Annotated in this window: 14 protein-coding genes and 1 tRNA gene; 3 read left to right on the forward strand and 12 right to left on the reverse strand. The window is 40.6% G+C overall.

The annotated features are described in order from the left end of the window. Window positions 1-38: 38 nt before the first annotated feature. The 9 genes from CHX27_RS04360 to rimP all read right to left on the reverse strand — a co-directional run bounded on the left by CHX27_RS04360 (window position 39) and on the right by rimP (window position 12084). Window positions 39-422, reverse strand: coding sequence for a class I SAM-dependent methyltransferase (locus CHX27_RS04360; RefSeq protein WP_094485545.1), 384 nt, complete (start codon window positions 420-422; stop codon window positions 39-41). A 12-nt stretch (window positions 423-434) separates the two neighbouring features. Further along, window positions 435-2381: a site-specific DNA-methyltransferase gene (locus CHX27_RS04365; protein ID WP_094485546.1), complete on the reverse strand. Its 1947-nt coding sequence runs from the start codon at window positions 2379-2381 to the stop codon at window positions 435-437. Between the two features lie 3 nt (window positions 2382-2384). Then, window positions 2385-3221: a DNA damage-inducible protein D gene (gene dinD, locus CHX27_RS04370; RefSeq protein ID WP_094485547.1), complete on the reverse strand. Its 837-nt coding sequence runs from the start codon at window positions 3219-3221 to the stop codon at window positions 2385-2387. Between the two features lie 4 nt (window positions 3222-3225). Beyond that, complete coding sequence (locus CHX27_RS04375) at window positions 3226-5925, reverse strand: restriction endonuclease (RefSeq protein ID WP_094485548.1); 2700 nt, start codon at window positions 5923-5925, stop codon at window positions 3226-3228. A 14-nt stretch (window positions 5926-5939) separates the two neighbouring features. Continuing rightward, complete coding sequence (locus CHX27_RS04380; RefSeq protein ID WP_094485549.1) at window positions 5940-6293, reverse strand: helix-turn-helix domain-containing protein; 354 nt, start codon at window positions 6291-6293, stop codon at window positions 5940-5942. A gap of 345 nt (window positions 6294-6638) precedes the next feature. Continuing rightward, window positions 6639-7490 (reverse strand): zinc-dependent peptidase, encoded by an 852-nt coding sequence (locus CHX27_RS04385; protein WP_094485550.1) that lies wholly within the window; start codon window positions 7488-7490, stop codon window positions 6639-6641. A 47-nt stretch (window positions 7491-7537) separates the two neighbouring features. Then, window positions 7538-10315, reverse strand: coding sequence for a translation initiation factor IF-2 (gene infB / locus CHX27_RS04390; protein ID WP_094485551.1), 2778 nt, complete (start codon window positions 10313-10315; stop codon window positions 7538-7540). 41 nt (window positions 10316-10356) lie between these two features. Continuing rightward, on the reverse strand, window positions 10357-11601 hold the full coding sequence (gene nusA / locus CHX27_RS04395) for a transcription termination factor NusA (protein ID WP_094485552.1): 1245 nt from the start codon (window positions 11599-11601) through the stop codon (window positions 10357-10359). A gap of 18 nt (window positions 11602-11619) precedes the next feature. Continuing rightward, window positions 11620-12084, reverse strand: a complete 465-nt coding sequence (gene rimP / locus CHX27_RS04400; RefSeq protein WP_094485553.1) for a ribosome assembly cofactor RimP — start codon at window positions 12082-12084, stop codon at window positions 11620-11622. A 161-nt stretch (window positions 12085-12245) separates the two neighbouring features. Between rimP and CHX27_RS04405 the strand changes: the two genes are divergently transcribed. Further along, entirely contained in the window at window positions 12246-13070 is an 825-nt protein-coding gene (locus CHX27_RS04405) for a universal stress protein (protein WP_094485554.1), read from the forward strand. A 235-nt stretch (window positions 13071-13305) separates the two neighbouring features. Here CHX27_RS04405 and CHX27_RS04415 read toward each other — a convergent pair. After that, a tRNA-Gln gene (locus tag CHX27_RS04415) sits at window positions 13306-13376 on the reverse strand. A 185-nt stretch (window positions 13377-13561) separates the two neighbouring features. Between CHX27_RS04415 and CHX27_RS04420 the strand changes: the two genes are divergently transcribed. Both CHX27_RS04420 and CHX27_RS04425 read left to right on the forward strand, forming a co-directional pair. Then, on the forward strand, window positions 13562-16768 hold the full coding sequence (locus CHX27_RS04420; protein ID WP_094485558.1) for a glycosyltransferase family 117 protein: 3207 nt from the start codon (window positions 13562-13564) through the stop codon (window positions 16766-16768). Next, window positions 16768-17403, forward strand: a complete 636-nt coding sequence (locus CHX27_RS04425) for a polysaccharide deacetylase family protein (RefSeq protein ID WP_094485556.1) — start codon at window positions 16768-16770, stop codon at window positions 17401-17403. The genes CHX27_RS04420 and CHX27_RS04425 overlap by 1 nt, the downstream gene beginning before the upstream one ends. Here the strand turns inward: CHX27_RS04425 and CHX27_RS04430 are convergent. Then, window positions 17388-17684 (reverse strand): thioredoxin family protein, encoded by a 297-nt coding sequence (locus tag CHX27_RS04430; protein WP_094485557.1) that lies wholly within the window; start codon window positions 17682-17684, stop codon window positions 17388-17390. The two genes, CHX27_RS04425 and CHX27_RS04430, sit on opposite strands and share 16 nt — an antisense overlap. Window positions 17685-17732: 48 nt before the next feature. Continuing rightward, window positions 17733-18965, reverse strand: coding sequence for a metallophosphoesterase (locus CHX27_RS04435; protein ID WP_094485559.1), 1233 nt, complete (start codon window positions 18963-18965; stop codon window positions 17733-17735). Window positions 18966-19193: the final 228 nt, after the last annotated feature.

Here is a 19193-nt window from a genome sequence, read left to right on the forward strand (position 1 = left end):
TTTATTGATTTTTAATCAATTATGTTTTTTGTCGTGTACTAAAAGAATTTTGTTATTTCGATATTTTCACCTACGGTACCTTTTCCGAAATGTGGTTTGTGTTTAAAAGTGTTTTCATTAAAATGCTTTTCAAAATTTCTTTTTAACTCGTCAGAATAGAAGTTATCGTTAAAAATCATCTTAACGATATTTTTTAAGAACGGATCTCTTTCACAATGTTTTGCAATAAGAATGGGAGTCGAAGGATTTTGATCATTGTAAATACCTGGACCCGCGAATAGATCTATATATCTTACCGCTACCGGAGTATGCTTATTTACAATTATCTTACAATAACTTGGAAAGTATTCAGAAACGATACTTGCCTTTATGCGTGATGAAAGTGTTTGTTTTTCAAAAAACTTATTTTCTGATGTAGCCATTAAAAATCAAAATTAAAACGCGTTAAACTTATCTCCTAAATAATGCTTTAAGTTCCATTTTTTTGTAGTGTCGAGTGCTCGCTCAAGGCAAATAAACTTGTGCTTTTGTTGCTCGTTTGCCTGCTTTTTAAACTGTTCGACAGTTTCTAAATCAATAGATATATCCAAGCAAATCAAGGTTTCTTTTTCGCCATCGGTTGCTAAAAACAGTTCGTTTTTTTTGAAATGCTCTTGCTTGGTTACCTTGTAGTTGAGTGTAAAACCGTTTTTTATTAAAATCTCGGTCATTAAATCGTCTCTGTTGAATGCCGTAACTAGTTGTGATTCTTTGTCTCGAATATACTTTTGGAGCAATTCCACATTCTCTTCGTTGGTTTTGTCGGGGTCTGGCGCAAACTCTACCCTAGGAAAATTCGACTTTTGTAATTTGAAAACTTTGAAGCCAAGATTTTTTTTCTTCATGTACGTTTCTTGTGCTTCCGCTACCATTTCGAAAGGAAGTTCTTCTTTTTTCTTAAAGTCGCTTTCTTTGTTATCTTCATTAATTTTATCTATAACTCGCTTGTTGCGGTATATAGTAATGTCGCTTATCCTTTTGTAACCATCTTTAAAAGCATCGCTTGATTGTCCAATCATCTCAGGGATTTGTATCAGAATGAACTTTCTATTTCCAAAGTCTTTTGCATTCAACTCCATAATTGCCTGACCTGCTGTTCCTGAGCCGGAGAAAAAATCCATAACAATATCCCCAGATTTAACGGAAAGTTCTATTATCCTTTTAAGTAGTCTTACAGGTTTAGGTGTGTCAAAATACTGTGCTCCATTAAACAATTTTCTACATTCCTGTGCAGCTTCTTGGTTATGACCAACATCTTTGTGATACCATATAGTTAACGGAGTTACTCCATCTTTAACTTCACTTAAAAACCTCTTTAATCTAGGAACATTATCCCCATCTTCTCCAAACCAAACTCTCTTATCTTCAATAAGCTCTTGAAATTTCTCTTTTGAATAGCGCCAACAAACTCCTTTTGGTGGATTAACTGTTCTTCCCGAAGGTGTTGTAATAGGAAAGTCATATTGCGGATTGTAAGTTTTTACAGTCATGTCTCCAGAAACCCAGTCGCCTCGCTCATCCTGATCGAGATTTTTATACCTCAATTTCGCTTCTATGCTTCTATCAAGTAAAATTGGTCGATAAATTTCTTTGTTTTTTGAATAGCAAATGATGTGGTCATGATTTGCAGAAAACCACTTTGCATCATTTGAAGGAGCAAATTTCTTTTCCCAAATAATATTTGAAACAAAGTTATCAGCTCCAAACACTTCATCACATAGCTTTCTTAAGTGATGCACTTCGTTATCGTCAATTGAAATAAAAATCACCCCATCTTCTCGCAGCAGTTGCCGGGCAACTAGCAAGCGACTGTACATCATATTAAGCCAATTGCTGTGGTAGCGCCCATCCGTTTCGGTGTTTGTGTCAATTTTTACACCCTCTTCGGTAACGCCAGAATCTTCCCAATATGCCTTACGGTCTTGAGCGAAATTATCGGAATACACAAAATCCTGCCCAGTGTTGTATGGCGGATCAATGTAGATGCATTTTACTTTTTCGCGGTAACTGTTGCTCAATAATTTTAGTACCGCTAAATTCTCGCCTTCAATAATAAGGTTTTCGCTTTCGGTTGGGTTTACACTGCGGCTTTCATCGTAAACTAAAGTTGCGTTTGTAGGCGTAAAGGCTTCGCGTTTGGCTTTACTTTTCCCGAACCAACGAAACTCGTAACGCTCGGTTTCGGTTACTAAATTAGGGTCTACAACTTTTTTTAATTCGTTAACGTTGAGTTGCCCATCGTTAGTAAATAAATCGGGCATTAGCTTTTTTAGTTGCTCTAAACGCTCTTTGTTCCAATCGTGAGATTGTACATTTTCTAATGGATTGTATGTTTCTTCCATGGCTTACTTTCTCTTGTTTGTTGGCTTTAATGCCTTCTTTTCTTCGGCTACTAGCTTTCGTTGTAATTTTTTCACATCCTCGGCAGGAGGCAGGTTTTCGGGAACTATGTTTCTTTCTGTCAACATTTTTCGTACGGCTAGATTGTTGTCGACGTGTTCTTTCTCGATCGGATTTTGTCCTTTCAAATCTTTGTTTTGTACGTTTAAGCTGGTCATTTCAGCTGCTAAATCCTTTGCTTTGATGCTAATTGTGGGTAGAAAATCGGCAACAGGTCTGTTGTCGGGGACACCCATTTTTTTCTTCAGTGCTTGTGTATTCAACTTAAAGAGGGCTTGATCGCCTTTAGAACGGATAAGCGCAAAACCTTGACTATCGACACCTCTTTCATAGAGTACACCTGATAGTTGTTTTTCAGTTTGACTAAGTTTCTCCCGCGCTTTGATACGCTCACTTTCTAATAATCTCTGTTCTACTAATTCGGCTCTTCTGGTTTGTACAGCGAAATAATTTTGGGCAAAAGAAATTTGCTCCTTTCGGCTATCGCCGTTTTGCGCAATAAGGTAGCAAGCGTATCTAGTCAGTAGGATATCATTTATTGTGCGCTCTGTTTTTGAACCTATCTCGACCATTTTCCTGACGTCAGGAAAATGGTTTTGTACATCTTCCCCCGCATAGTTACAAGCTTCCTTTGCTTTGATAATTACTTTTTCAAAGTTTTCCCACTTACTGTATCCGAGTAGTGTTTGCATTTCTCTTGCGCTCCAACACTCAACTCCTTCGTATTCAGATGCTACTGCCTCGAACTGCTCAAACAGTGCTTTTATTTCTTGCGTTTTCATTGGTTTAGTTGTTAAGTTGTGTTACATCGTTCGAGGCATTTTCTTTAAATTTCAGGTACTCTTTTACAGGTGCTTTGTATTGTACTTCGACACCTAGGGCTTCAAAATGTTTCATTGCACATCTTATTTTATATACTTCGCTCTCTTTTAAGGCTTTCTTATCGTTAATATCATCGGTACCCTTAGTTTCAACTACAAAGTAAAACTCAGTTTCCGTATTTGTTTTTAGACTTTTGCGTTTCATCACTAAACCAAAATCGGGTTCATATGGGCCAATAGGCGTTTCTATGCGATACCAGTTTGGTAGTTTGAGGAAACAAACAATTTCTGGGTCGACATCTGCACCAATACCAAACAAATGCTCAATAGTACTGTCATTAATAAATTTGTCGAACACACCTCTGTTTGGTGTTTCCGTTACGTCTTTTTTATCTATTTGCTTTACAAAGTCATAAAAATTAAAAGGAAACTCATCACCAGTTAGCTGATAGCTTAAACCGCGGATCATTTCGTCTAATTCGATATTTCTAATAATAGCCGCCGCTAAATGAATAAACTTAGGTGGATTTTTTACACACTCAACATAGTTGGTAATTCCGTTTACGATTTTAAATGCACTACTGTAACATAAACCAGTATTTTCGCTTAACTCCTCCACTAAATCTAGTGGTGAGAATTGGGCATTCAACGCATATGATTCTGTTCCTCTAAAATCATCAGCTATTTCGTCTTGTTTTATTTCTTTAATGTAGCGACTATTAACTTCCGCTCTATAGTCGGCAATTTTTAATTCGCTAATTTGTTCTATTGCTTTTCTTAATAATTCCTCTTCATCAAATGAAACAATGTAATCGGTTTTCTTTGCTAGTGCTTTCCAAAAACGTTTAAATGCCGCATTTATAGTTTCGCTTTGGTTGCGTTTAAAATGTACTTCGTTTTGCGTTTTATCTTTGTGAGTGTGTGTTAATGCCGCACCTGCTTTGCTTGTTCCGTAAACTTCTTTTATTTCCTCTTGATATTGCGTTACAAAAGTTTCGTAGGTTTCGTTCGGAATAACGGTTAACTGGTTTATACGCTCATCATCGGCAACATTCATAGCATCATAAACTCTGGTGCCTTCTTGATTTACACAAATACGAAGACCCCTTCCTATTTCTTGCCGTTTACGAATTTCAGAATATGCGGTATTTAAGGTTGCAATATTGAATACATTGGGATTATCCCAACCTACTCCCAATGCCGAGTGTGAAAAAATAAATTGTACTGGGTTCGATGTAGCGAGAAGTTCTTCCTTCTTTTCTAAGATTAACTCGTAAATCTTTTTTTGCTCTTTCTGCCCTCCTTCATTATCGGCAAATTCCCCGGATGCTTTTTGAGCGAAATAATATCCTTGAATTTGGTTTATATGTTCATCCGTAGGTTGTTGACCTCGATTCCATTCTTCGTAAACAAGCTTGTATTTTTCTATGAAAAGTTGCTTAATAATGGGTGTCTCCCCCACGTAATTTGCTACTTTATCAATGAAAATAAGTGATAGACATTTAATTCCCAATGTCTCCATTTTTTGTCTTTTTTGAAAATGGCGTCGAATTAGCCACTCTAATTGCAGTGCCCAAACCCCTTGTATATTACCTGCGCTTTGCTTTTCTTCTATTATTACACCGTTCGAAAACTCAACAAACCACTTACCTGTTTTGAGTCCTTTATTGACGCGCGTAATTTCATAATTCAGGTAGCTAGGATTACTTGTTTTTTCACCCAAATTATCCCCTACTTTTAACCAACTTGTTTGTTCAAAAACAAATTTTCCTGCTTTTAATTTCCATACTTTTAATTTAGCTTTTGGTTCACCTTTTCCGTGTTGCGTCTCCGTAAGCTCAATTTTTAGTGTCGCTTCATCATTTTTCTCAGTAACTGTAAGAACTTCAATTTTTTTAACCAAGCCTTGTTTATAACTGTCGAACGGCGTTAAGCGATAAACCAAATTTTTAAAAACTTTATGTGTTGCTGAATAACGCAATTTGATTAGCGGATTGAGCTTTGCAATTTGCTTTATGGAATTCTCGGTATCCATCCCTTCTTGCGGCTCATCCATGATAATAATCGGTCTTGTTTTCCCAATAGCGTTAATGAAGGGTATGTTTGCAAATAGATCTTCTCTCTGAACTTGATTGAGAATCTTTTCCTCCGAATTAAACGATGCCAGAGTCATTACCATTATCTGCGGATACTGTTCTTCGATAAAGTTAGTTACTTTAGACAGCCGCTTACTATCGTATTCGAACGCTTTAGGTGTAAAGCTGTAGATATTTTCGAGTTGCTTTTCGAATATGCTAAGCGCATTCAAAACCCCTTGGCGTATAGCTACGGACGGAACTAAAATGATAAACTTAGTAAATCCATAATGCTTATAAAGCTCGTAAATGGTTTTTATGTAAACAAGTGTTTTTCCCGTCCCTGTTTCCATTTCTACGCATATATCGTTATCCTCCGATAGCTTAGCAGTTTGCTTATCGATTCCGTTTTCTTTTAATACGCCTAGAATATTCTCTTTAATTTGCGTCGGCGACAATCGACAAAAATTTATCCTGATTCCTTCAAAATTTGCATTGTCAAATGTGTTTTTTTCGGCACCTTCAAAAATTTTCACTACCGACTGAACAGCATCATCCTGATACTTTAAACTTTCTAACTGTAATTCCATCACTTGTTACCGTTCTATTTACTTGGATTCTTTTTTGCCTGCTTTTCAATCACACTTTTTTGCTTTTCTTTCCCGTTCGAATAGCCTAAAACCTCCTCGGCCGCCATCAGAATATCTTTTGCATATATTTCGTCTGCCAATTGGTAAGCTACTTGATTACTCATAAACTTTACAATAAGTTCTTTCTCGTTTACCTTAAAAGTTTTTGCAATAATTGGTAACATTTGACGGCTAACTGGTCGCTCGCCGCGCTCTAATTTGCTAAGCGTACTTTGATCTATATCCAACAGTGCGGCAAGCTTTCTTAAAGGCATTTCAGCCTGTTCTCGTAATTGTCGTATAAACTCCCCAGTGTTTTCTCTTTGCATCTTGAAAAAAATTTCTTGACATTTTTGTCAAATATAAAAAAATAACGTTACGAAGTTTATTTTTCTACTAAAAATCGAAAATCAATTTAGAATAGTAGTTTATATTGTTTAATTCTGGCAATGACAACTGGCACATTCCTCGCGGCCGCGATTGCAGTGGAAATACGGGCTTAGCAGCTGGGCGTGAAGGCTATTTGATTGCAGCGACCAACGGAAGCTGCAAGCAAATATTGCCGCAACCGCAGCTGCTAGCGCGGATTGTAACGTAAAGCGCGAAATGCCGCCCAAATAAAAACTATTCTGCCTTTTGATATCGGTGAAGAGTTACTCCGCAAATGCAATTCTCTAACTCCTTTCGCAGTTCAACAAACGCGCCACCGAAAAATACAATTCGGGCAGCTGTGTTTTCAACTGTACAGGCGATTCGAAAAAGTGTTCTACCAAAACCGCTAAAAACTCAAACTCGTTGGTTTTTGCATAATCGCGAAACAAAGCTGCTTCTTCAATCTTTTGCTTGTAGTCGTCTTGGGTTAGTAAAACCAATATGTTGTTGAAGTGTTTTCTAAACAAACGCGCGTTGGCATGCTGAAAGCGCATCGAATCGAAATGCAAAACGTGGGTAAACTCGTGTATGCCCAAATTCAAATTGTCGTTTTCAATTTCATGACCATCCCGAAAATCTTCCCACGAAAACACCACCGATTTCGTGGCTGGGTTAAACTCGCCTTTGTGATAATCGTCGGAAACCGATGATGGGTACACGCTGGGATAAACCACAATACGTTCGAAGGATTTCGATAAATAGTCGCGAAAACCAAAAGTTAACATGACGTACGTTCCAGAAATTGTTAACGCCATTTCTTTGGTAATGCTGATATCGCGGCCGTGAATGCGATACTTCTCTAAAAAGATAACCACCCGATGATTAAAAAACAACTGCTGCCGTTGGGTAAGTTGGTTGTAAAACAAAAACGTATTTTGCAAAACTGCGCTGTCGGCTAAAGAAAGTTTGCGCAAACGCACCGCAAACCGCGATACGGGAATGCGATCGAAAAAATAACTGTGAATCGAATCGTAAACTTCTCTCACGAAGTTGTAAAACAGGAATAGAATCCATATGCCGAGAATAACGACAATTCCCATGATAAAATATTCCCCAATTGCTTCGTCTTTTCCCAATTGCTTCGTTTCTGGCATAAAAAAAGCTGCCCTAAGGCAGCTAATATATCAAATTATACGTTTGATTACTTCAACTTCTTACGTACGGCAACTTCTTGGAAGGATTCGATAATATCGTTTTGTTCGATATCGTTGAAACCTTTGATTTGAATACCGCAATCGTAACCTTTACTTACCTCTTTCACGTCGTCTTTGAAACGTTTCAGGGCAACTAAATCTCCGGTATGAACTACCACGCCGTCGCGAATAATACGCACTTTGTTGTTTCGGAAAATCTTTCCATCGGTAACCATACATCCGGCAATAGTTCCGACTTTTGAAATCTTGAACAATTCGCGGATTTCTGCTGTACCGGTAATTTCCTCTTTCATTTCCGGCGACAACATACCTTCCATCGCGTCGCGCAGATCGTCGATTGCGTCGTAAATGATTGAGTAGTTACGGATATCGATTTCTTCCTTATCTGCTAAGGCACGCGCAGCACCTGCCGGACGTACGTTAAATCCGATAATAATGGCATCCGATGCCGAAGCCAACATCACATCCGATTCGGTGATGGCACCTACTCCTTTGTGAATGATATTGATTTGAATTTCTTCCGTCGATAATTTCGAGAACGAATCGGAAAGTGCTTCCACAGAACCGTCCACGTCACCTTTAAGGATGATGTTCAATTCTTTAAACTGACCTAAAGCGATACGTCTTCCAATTTCGGCAAGGGTAATGTGACGCTGAGTACGCACCGACTGCTCGCGCATCAATTGTGTACGTTTTGCAGCGATTGCTTTTGCTTCGCGTTCGTCTTCAAATACAGCAAATTTATCGCCCGCGGTTGGTGCACCGTCGAGTCCGAGAATAGATACTGGTGTCGATGGTCCTGCTACGGTAACTACGTGTCCGCGTTCGTCGTGCATCGCTTTTACTTTACCGTGGTGTTTACCGGCAAGGATATAATCGCCTACGCGAAGTGTTCCGGTTTGCACCAAGATGGTTGATACATACCCTTTTCCTTTATCTAAGAATGCTTCCACAACCGTTCCTTGTGCAGTTCGAGCTGGGTTGGCTTTCAGTTCTAAGATTTCGGCCTCAAGCAATACTTTCTCTAAAAGTTCGTGAACACCGGTTCCCACTTTTGCAGAGATGTCTTGCGATTGGATTTTTCCACCCCAATCTTCAACCAACAAATTCATTCCGGCTAAACGCTCCTTAATTTTCTCTGGATTTGCGTTTGGCTTATCGATTTTGTTAATGGCGAAAATAATTGGTACACCAGCTGCTTGTGCGTGCGAAATCGCTTCTTTGGTTTGTGGCATGATGTCGTCGTCGGCAGCAACCACAATAATAGCGATATCGGTAACTTGGGCTCCACGTGCACGCATGGCGGTAAACGCTTCGTGACCTGGTGTATCAAGGAATGCAATTTTCTGACCGTTTTCGAGTGTCACGCCGTAAGCACCAATGTGCTGGGTAATTCCACCCGATTCACCGGCAATAACGTTCTCTTTACGAATGTAATCAAGCAAAGATGTTTTACCGTGGTCAACGTGACCCATAACGGTTACTATCGGCGCACGAGTTACTAAATCTTCCGGACGATCTTCAACAACTTCTAGTGTTTCTTCGATGTCGGTAGTGATGAATTGTACTTCAAAGCCAAACTCATCGGCAACGATGGTTAGCGTTTCCGCATCCAATCGTTGGTTCATGGTAACCATGATTCCGAGCGACATACAAGTACCTATTACTTTGGTGATCGGCACGTCCATCATGGTCGCAATCTCACCTACAGTAACGAACTCGGTAACTTTTAGAATTTTGCTACCTTCTTCGATAGCTCTTTGCTCATCGTCTGATTTTTGTCGGTGGCTATCGCGTTTGTCTCTTCTATACTTCGCTGCTTTGGATTTGTTTCCTTTTCCTTGCAGTTTTTCTAGCGTTTCGCGAATCTGGTTTTTAACTTCTTCTTCGGTAGGCTCAACTTTCGGTGTGATAGCCGGACGCTGTCCTTTTACAAAACCAGGACGTTGACCCGGTTTATTTTGAGCGCTATTTGGAACGATACGTTGCCCGCTTCCCATTCCGGGCTTAGCGCCTGGAGCTGGTGTTATGCGTTTGCGTTTTCCTTTGTTCGGATCGTTCGACGCATTTGGTTTGGTATCTTCTTTTTTCTTTTTCGGTTTATTGAACTGAGAAAGATCGATTGTTTTTCCGGTGAAAGTAGTACCGCTCAGTTGCACATACTGCGTTTGAAAGGTCTCTTCAACTGGAGCTGCAGGCGTTTCTGGAGCAGGCGTTACCACTTCTGGCGCTGCGGCAACTGGTTCAGGGGCAACAGGCTTAGGCGCTTCAACTTTTGGTTCTTCCTTAACGGGTTGTGGCGCCTCAACTTTTGGCGTTTCCACAGGTTTTGGCGCAGGTGCAACCGGTGCTGCTGGCGCAGGTGCAGGTGCAGCAGGTTTAGGTTCCGGTTTTTTCGGATTTAAGTCGATGGTACCAACTTGTTTGATGGTTGGTGCATTGGCTTTTGCCTTAATAACCTCTTGCTGCTGACGCAGTTTTGCCTCATCAGCTTTGCGCTTCTCCTCAATTTCGCGTTCGCGTTCCAAACGAAGGAGTTCTTTCTCCTTGCGTTTTTCTTCGCTTACTTCTTTTGAGGCTTCCTTGTTGGCTAAATCGCCGGCAAACTGTTTGTGCAAAATCTCGAATTCAGTATTCGAAATCTTGGCATTCGGATTTGCATCGATGGCAATTCCCTTTTCTTTCAAGAATTCAACAGCTCTATCTAGCGAGATATTGAATTCGCGTAAAACTTTATTTATTCTTATTACTCTTTCCTCAGACATAAATTTATTTAAAGGTGTCCGTTGTGTTGTTGTTGTAGTTGTTAGTTGCTAAATTCTTCTCTCAGAATTTTAAATACTTCGCGGATTGTTTCTTCTTCAAGATCCGTTCTGCGAACCAAGTCGTTAATATCGTGTTTCAGTACGCTTCGTGCCGTATCGAGACCAATTTTCGCGAATTCGTCGATGATCCAGCCATCGATTTCATCCGAAAACTCTGTTAATTCTACATCGTCTTCTTCGTCGGCTGCAACACCTTCGCGAATTACATCAAGTTCGTAACCTGTAAGTAAACCCGCAAGTTTAATGTTGTGCCCGCCGCGTCCGATTGCCTTCGATACTTCGTCTAACTTCAAGAAAACCTCGGCACGCTTGCTGTTTTCATCAATTTTAATTGAAGAAACTTTTGCTGGTGAAAGCGCACGTGTGATATATAATTGTGTATTCGTTGTGTAGTTAATTACGTCGATGTTTTCGTTTCCTAATTCGCGAACAATCCCGTGAATTCGAGAACCTTTCATACCTACGCAAGCGCCTACCGGATCGATACGATCGTCGTAAGAATCCACAGCTACTTTTGCTTTTTCGCCCGGAATTCGCACTACATTTTTCACCATGATTAAACCGTCGAAAACCTCTGGAATTTCTTGTTCGAATAATTTCTCTAAGAATTTTTCCGAAGTGCGCGACATGATGATTTGCGGTTTGTTGCCTTTCAGCTCGACGCTTTCGATGATTCCACGTACGTTATCTCCTTTGCGGAAGAAATCGTTTGGAATTTGTTTTTCTTTTGGAAGTACGATTTCGTTTCCGTCGTCGTCAACTAAGATAACTACGCGCGGACGAACGTGGTGTACTTCGGCTGTATAAATTTCACCGACAAGGTCTTTAAATTGCTTGTAAAGATTGGTGTTGTCGTGTTCGTGAATTTTTGAAATCAGGTTTTGGCGTAAAGCGAGAATAGCTCGTCTTCCGAGGTCGATTAGCTTCACTTCTTCCGAAACTTCTTCACCGATTTCGAAATCGGGCTCAATTTTACGCGCTTCAGTAAGGGTAATTTCTTCGTTTTCAAGATCGAGATCGTCGTCGGCAACGATTACGCGTCGGCGCCAAATTTCCATATCTCCTTTATCAGGATTGATGATGATATCGAAATTCTCGTCGGAGCCGAATTTCTTTTTGAGTGCATTTCTAAATACATCTTCGAGTATTGCCATCAGGGTTACGCGATCAATCAGTTTATCGTCTTTAAATTCCGAAAACGACTCGATTAATGCTAAATTCTCCATACTAAAAATTCTATATTGTTAAAATGTTATGGTCACTATTGCTTGTTTGATCTCGGCGTAAGGTAAGATCAGTTCGTGTTGAACCGTTTCTTTTCCTTTACCTATCTTTTTTGGCTCGCGAGCGGACCAAGAAAGTTTTATGTTTTCATCGTTTGCTTCTGCCAACGTTGCTTCGATCTCTTTGGTTTCGGTTTTCACTTTGAGCGTTCTTCCTACATTTTTCTTGTATTGACGAACGTTTTTTAGTGGAGAACCTACACCAGCCGACGCTACATCGATGGCAAAATCTACGGCTTCGCGGTCGAGATTGTGCTCAACGGCTCTACTTATGTCGATGCAATCCTGCAAAGTTACACCCTTATCGCCATCAATTGTTATCTCAACTTTATTTAAATCACTAATTTTCAAATCAATTAGAAACAAGTCGACCCGTTCGGCGAGCGCTTGGTCTAATAAATCCTGAACTGTTTTTTTAAAATCCATATTGTAATAAAAGAGGGAAGCTGCGCTTCCCTCATTATCCCGTTTTCGTAAATAACGGTGCAAAGATACGGTAAATTTTTAAAAATCAAAAACATCCGTTTACGCACAATAATTTCGTAACTTTATTGTGAAAACCAATAATCAATAAATTTTCATTCTTTATGAAACGAATACTTGTCCCTACGGATTTTTCTGACCATGCTCATTATGCTTTGGAAGTTGCTGCGCAGCTTTGTCGCAAAACCGGCTCTGAGCTTTTCATTTTAAACTTGCTCGATTTACCTACTCATATGAACGATGCCGTAAACAGCGGCGTTAACATTCCGGAAGTCATGTTATTTCTGAAGAAAACCGACGACCGTTTGGAAGATTTAAAAGACGAAGCGTTGCTTGAAGGCATTAAAGTAACTACGGCAACACGCATTGAAAAAGCCTTTGAAGGCATTGTTTCTTACAGCAAAGAACACGCCGTTGATTTAATTGTTATGGGTTCACACGGCGCTTCTGGTTTCCAAGAACTACTCATTGGCTCGAATACTGAAAAAATTGTTCGTACGTCAGACGTGCCTGTTTTGGTGATTAAGAATCGTGTTGACACCTTTACGGCAGATAAATTTGTTTTTGCATCGGATTTTTCGTCTGAAATTCGCAAGCCTTTCCAAAAGCTGATTGAACTTGCTGGTATTTTTGATGCTGAATTGCATTTGGTAATGATTAATACACCGAACAGTTTCAAACCCACGCATGTGGCTGAAGATATCATGAAAAATTTCATCAAAGAATTTTCATTGCCAAGACATCAGTTGCATATTTACAACGACACCAACGTGGAAAAAGGCATTTTGAATTTTGCGAATAAAATTGATGCTGATGTTATTGGTGTGAGCACGCACGGACGCACGGGTTTTGCGCATTTCTTTAACGGAAGTATCTCTGAGGATTTGGTAAACCACGCGGTTCGTCCGGTGGTGACCTTTAAGATTTAAAAAGTTAATTACTGTTTTTAGGAAAGACCAGACGTTTTGTTTGGTCTTTTTTTTTGAAGAAACGTTTCTTTGGTAACGATTGCCCGTGTTAACGATTGCAGCGGAAACCCCGCAGCTGCTGAAGATATGAAGCAGCGAGGAGTTGCAGCGGAAAGCGTGGCGGCGCGGTTGGGTTTAGGACGGGGCGGCGAAACACCCAAAAAAAAATCCTCCCAAAAATTGAGAGGACTTTTCGTTGGCCCACTAGGACTCGAACCTAGAAAGACGGCACCAAAAACCGTAGTGTTACCATTACACCATAGGCCAGTTTTGCGTAATGCGAGTGCAAATTTATAACAAATCTCAATACTTCCAAATGTTTCAAAATATTTATTTCAAAAAGGATAAAATTTTTGCGTTAAAACTTACTTAATACGGCTTAGAAAATGTGTGTAAGTTGTTGTAATGCGGCAAGAAATCGTTTCTTTGTAGCGCAAAAATCACGTGTTTTTATGAGCGAACAGCAATTTAAAAAATGGAATACAATTGGAGGCTGGCTATCTTTTGCCATCGCCTTGCTCGTTTATTCGCTAACTGTTGAGCCAACGATGAGCTTTTGGGATTGCGGCGAATACATTGCAACCTCGGCAAAGTTAGAGGTTGGTCACCCACCCGGAGCGCCTCTATACCAAATGATGGGTGCTTTTTTCTCGATGTTTGCTCCCGATAATCAGACTGTTGCTTTGATGATTAATATGATGTCGGTGTTTTCGAGTGCCTTTACGGTATTGTTTATGTTTTGGACGGCAACGATTTTGCTGCGAAAACTTGTTGCATTGACCGACAAAACTGCTACAAACATTGATGGTTGGGCCATACTAGCAGCCTCTTTTGTAGGTGTGATGGCTTTTACATTTTCCGACAGCTTTTGGTATAATGCGGTTGAAGCCGAGGTTTATGCCATGGCTACGCTGCTGATTGCACTATTATTTTGGCTCGGTTTGCGCTGGGAACAAGATTTAGACCAAGCGCGCGGAAATAAATGGCTGTTGCTTATAGCGCTCGTCATTGGATTGTCGTTCGGAATCCACTTTATGGCCTTGCTTACCATACCTTCAATCGGATTTTTGTACTTCTTTAAAAAATATCCCGCAGTAACAACGAAAAACTTCATCATCGCCAATATTGTGGTGGTTTCGGTCTTGTTGTTTATCTTCAAGTTATTACTTCCGTGGACGATGGCTTTGTTCGGAAACACTGAAGTATTTATGGTAAACAGCCTCGGATTGCCTTTTAATTCGGGTACCATTTTCGTAGCTGTAGTTTTAATTGGTTTATTCTATTTCGGTTTGCGCTACACCAAACAAAAAGATTTACCGAAGTGGAACACACTTATTTTAAGTGTACTTTTTATATTAATTGGTTTCTCGACCTGGATGATGCTCCCGATTCGTGCGAATGCAAACACGGTGATTAACGAAAATAAACCTTCGGATGCGCGCGAACTTTTGGCGTATTACAACCGCGAACAATACGGTATTAATCCGCTTTTCTACGGACCACAATTTTCGGATATGTATGCCGGCTTGGATGAAGAAGAGCCTTACAAAGATAAAGCACCAAATTACGAACGCGATTATACGACAGGTAAGTACATCATTACCAACAATTATAAAAACGCGGAGCAAAACAGTTCGTCTGCGCACAAGTCGATCTTGCCACGTATGTGGAGCACCGAGCACGCAAAGAATTACATGACTTTTACGCATCCGCTTGAGTTCCGAATTAATCCGGAATATTCAGAAGAAGCTGAATTGGTTCAGATTATTTCTGAATTCAGACAAGCCTACTCTCAAGGTCAGGTGGATATGGAAGGCTATGCCGAATTCTTAAAAGCGTACAGCGATTACCTTATCGTGGAACGCCCTTCGTTTGGCGACAATATTGGATTTATGTTTGAATACCAATTTGGATATATGTACTGGCGTTATCTGATGTGGAACTTCACTGGACGTCAAAACGACATTCAAGGCAATTACGACACGCAGGATGGAAACTGGATCAGCGGCATCAATGCAGTTGATTCGTATCGATTAGGCAATCAGGATTCGCTTACGCAAGATGCTAAAAACAACAAAGGACGAAACACTTATTATTTCATTCCGTTTATTTTGGCGATTCTGGGCATGATTTACCATGCGAATCGCGACGTGAAAAGCTTTTACGTATTGCTTATTTTGTTTTTGTTCACGGGTTTGGCATTGAAGATTTACTTGAATGAGCGTCCGTTTGAACCACGTGAGCGCGATTACGCTCTTGTAGGATCGTTTTACGTTTTTGCATTATGGATTTGCTACGGCGTGTACGGACTTATTGATTACGCACGCAAAGCGGTATCTTCTAAAATTGCTGTTCCTGCCGTTTTTGTTGCCACGCTTTTGGGTGCACCGGTTTTAATGGCGAGTCAGAATTGGGACGATCACGACCGCAGCAACAAATACACCGCGGTAGCGATGGCCAAGGCGTATTTATCGTCTTGTGAACCTAACGCCATTTTATTTACCATTGGCGATAACGATACATTCCCGCTGTGGTATGCACAAGAAGTGGAGGGATTTAGAACCGATGTTCGTATTGTAAACACCAGTTTGTTGCATATGGATTGGTACATCGATCAAATGAAAGCCAAAGCGTACGAATCGGAACCGCTTCCAATTAGCTTTTCTCACAAACAATACGTGGGTGACAAATTGGATTATTCTGTCTTCACCGACCGAACCGACGCGCGTTGGGCTTTACAAGACTTTATCAAATTCTTAGCAACCGACGACGAACGCACGCTTATTGAACTTAAAAACGGTCAGAAATTACACTTCTATCCAACTAATAAAGTACGTTTCAATATCGATAAGAACGCGGTTATTGCCAATAAGGTGGTTTCGGAAAAAGATCGCGACAGCATTGTCGATTTCATCGATTTCGACATCAAAGGACAAGCACTGTATAAAAATCGGGTCATGATGCTCGACATTGTGGCAAACAACCAGTGGAAGCGTCCGATTTACTTTACTGGCGGCAGTTTTGGCGACGATGATTATTTGTGGATGAAAGATTATCTGCAGCTCGACGGTATTGTGTTTAAGTTAGTTCCTGTGAAAACACCTGTTGCAAAAGACGCGAGCGTGTTGGATATGGGGAAAATTGATGCCGACAAAATGTACAAGATTGTCAAGAATTGGGAATGGGGCAATAGCGGAAGTCCTGATATTTACCACGATCCGGAAACGCGCAAAAACTCGCTGACGTACCGAACTAATTTATCGCGTTTGATTTTTGCTTTGATCGAAGAAGGTAAAAATGCTCAAGCTGCCGAAGTGGTTGATATCGCTATGAAGAATATGCCTTTTGAGTATTTTGGCTATTATTCGTTGCTCGACACTTACGTGGAAGCCTATTATAAACTGGGCAAGCGCGCTGAAGGACGAAAATTATACGAACAGCTTGCGGCGAAGTATCAAGATCAATTACAGTATTTCCAATCGCTTACCGCTTCCGAACAAATGGATTTATACTACGAAGTGGTAGCTGCCATCGAACGATACAGAAGTGTCTTGCAGCTCGTAAAAAAATACGACGAAGCTGCCTATTACGAAAAGTCAAAGACTACATTTAACAGCTGGAACGGAAAATTTGGTCGTTTTCAGCGCGACAATGAGTAATGTGGTACTGGGTTAAAACGAGTCGGTTTGTACGCTGGCTTTTTCCGCACTTTGTCTGGAAAATGCCGGCGGGCGAACGATTGGTATACCTGACTTTCGACGACGGACCCATACCGGGCGTAACCGACTGGGTTTTGGAACAACTCGAACAATTTCAGGCGAAAGCCACTTTCTTCTGCATCGGCGAAAATGTGAATCGGCACAGAACCGTTTACGACAAGATACGAGCACAGGGCCACAGCATTGGCAACCATACGCAAACACACGCCAACGGCTGGAAAACCGATTCAAGTGAATATATTCAGGAATTTGAAGATTGCCAGGCGCAATTGGATACAAAAACCACTTTATTTCGACCTCCTTACGGTAAAATTCGGCGTTCGCAACGCAAACAATTGGAAAAGCTCGGAACGCGAATAATTATGTGGGACGTACTTTCGGCCGATTTCGACACGCAAATTAGTCCAGAGAACTGTTTAGAAAACGTGCTAAACAATATTGAAGATGGCAGTATCGTGATTTTTCACGACAGTTTAAAAGCAGAAAAAAACTTGCGGTATGCGTTGCCGAGAACTTTAGAATTTCTTCAGCAAAAAGGTTTTAAAGCTGTAGCGTTAACTCAGACTTGTTCTTGAACGATTGCAATAATGCTGTTTGCATCGAGTTCGCCCGATTGTCTCCAAACCATTTGCCCGCTTTTGTAAATCATTAACGTAGGAACGTTTTTGATGCGAAGCGCTTCGGCTAATTCTTGGTTTTTATCGACATCGATTTTGATGACTTTGGCTTTATCGCCCAATGCAGCCGCCACATCTCTGATCACAGGGTGCATAGAAGTAGACTGTTCGTTCCACTCGGTATAAAAATCGATTAAGACCGGAATCGGCGCGCTAATCAGTTCTCCAAATTTTGACATTACTGCAAAAAATTAAACTTGATAGTACAAATATATGTTTTTTCGGTATTACGCCGGTTTTTCGCCCTTTTTTAGTTCAAAAACACTGATTTCTGGCCAGATGCCTACCCGACCCGGATACGCGTGAAAGCCAAAACCGCGATTTACGTAGATTTTGCGATTCTCATGTTCATACAAACCTGCCCATTGTTTATATACGTATTGAACCGGACTCCATTTGAAAAATCCGGGAATTTCAATCCCAAACTGCAAGCCGTGCGTGTGTCCAGACAAAGTTAAATGCACATTCGACGGATGCGTCTTAACTTCGTACTCCCAATGCGATGGATCGTGCGACATTAAAATCTTAAATGCGTCGCGATCTAATCCGGAAACGGCTTTACCTAAATCGCCCGCTTGTTTGAAGTTTTTGCCCCAATTTTCAACGCCAACAATGTGCAAAGCTTCACCGTCTTTTGTTATCGAAGTATGTTCGTTCAACAACAGTTTAAAGTCGATATCGCCGTACAATTTTTTGATATCTGAAAAATTCTTATCTTTTTCCTGCTGCGACGGCCAAGAAACGTATTCACCGTAATCGTGGTTCCCTAATACTGCAAACTTTCCGAATTTGTGCGGTTTAATTTTTTTGAAAGTGTCAATCCACGGATGCATTTCGGTAGCGTGTGTATTTACGATATCTCCGGTGAAGAGAATTAAATCGGTTTCTTGCTGATTGATCAAATCGATTGCGTATTCAATTTTCTCGGGATTATCGAAACTACCGCTGTGTACGTCGGAAATCTGGGTGATTTTTAAACCGTCGAAGGCAGTTGGCAAATCCGGGAAATACAGTTTTGTAGTAATTACTTTATAGTTGTACTTTCCTTCAAAAATGCCGTAAATTAAACTCGCAAACGGTATGGCGGCGAGGCCGAGGGCAATCTGGCTGATAAACTTTCGGCGTTCGGGCAAGGCAGGTGTGTTTGAATCGTAATCCACGAAATAGCGCGAAATGGCACAAAATACCCGGAATAAATCTTCGCCAAAAAGCACTAAACCAATAAGCATTTTAGGAACGTAAATGACCAGCATTAATCCAAGGGTAAAAAGCGACATCCGATTTTGCCCTACCGAGCGATCGAACTGCGTAAAACCGTAGAAGATAATTCCGACTATAGCAACAGAAATTACGAGATACGAAATGATAAAACCTTTGTCTTTATTGACTGTTTTGAATGCTTGAAAGGCATACAGTTCAATTAAACCAAAGATCAGGAGAAGAATAATCCAACGAACCACTGTAAAAATTTTCGGCAAAGTAACGGTTAAACGCGCTTTGATATTCGAGCATTCCAAAATATTTAACTAAAAAACAATATTGTGAAGGCTTGAGGGATTTTTTGCAAGAAGCTAGTCCCGATAGTTATCGGGAGAGAAGCTAGACTCCGCGACGTTCACCACTTTACGTATCGTTTTGCCCAGCCTAACCCACGTATCGACGGTGCCTGAGCTTGTCGAAGGCAGCAT

It is taken from the genome of Flavobacterium aurantiibacter, assembly GCF_002251775.1.
In the GTDB taxonomy this organism is placed as follows: domain Bacteria; phylum Bacteroidota; class Bacteroidia; order Flavobacteriales; family Flavobacteriaceae; genus Flavobacterium; species Flavobacterium aurantiibacter.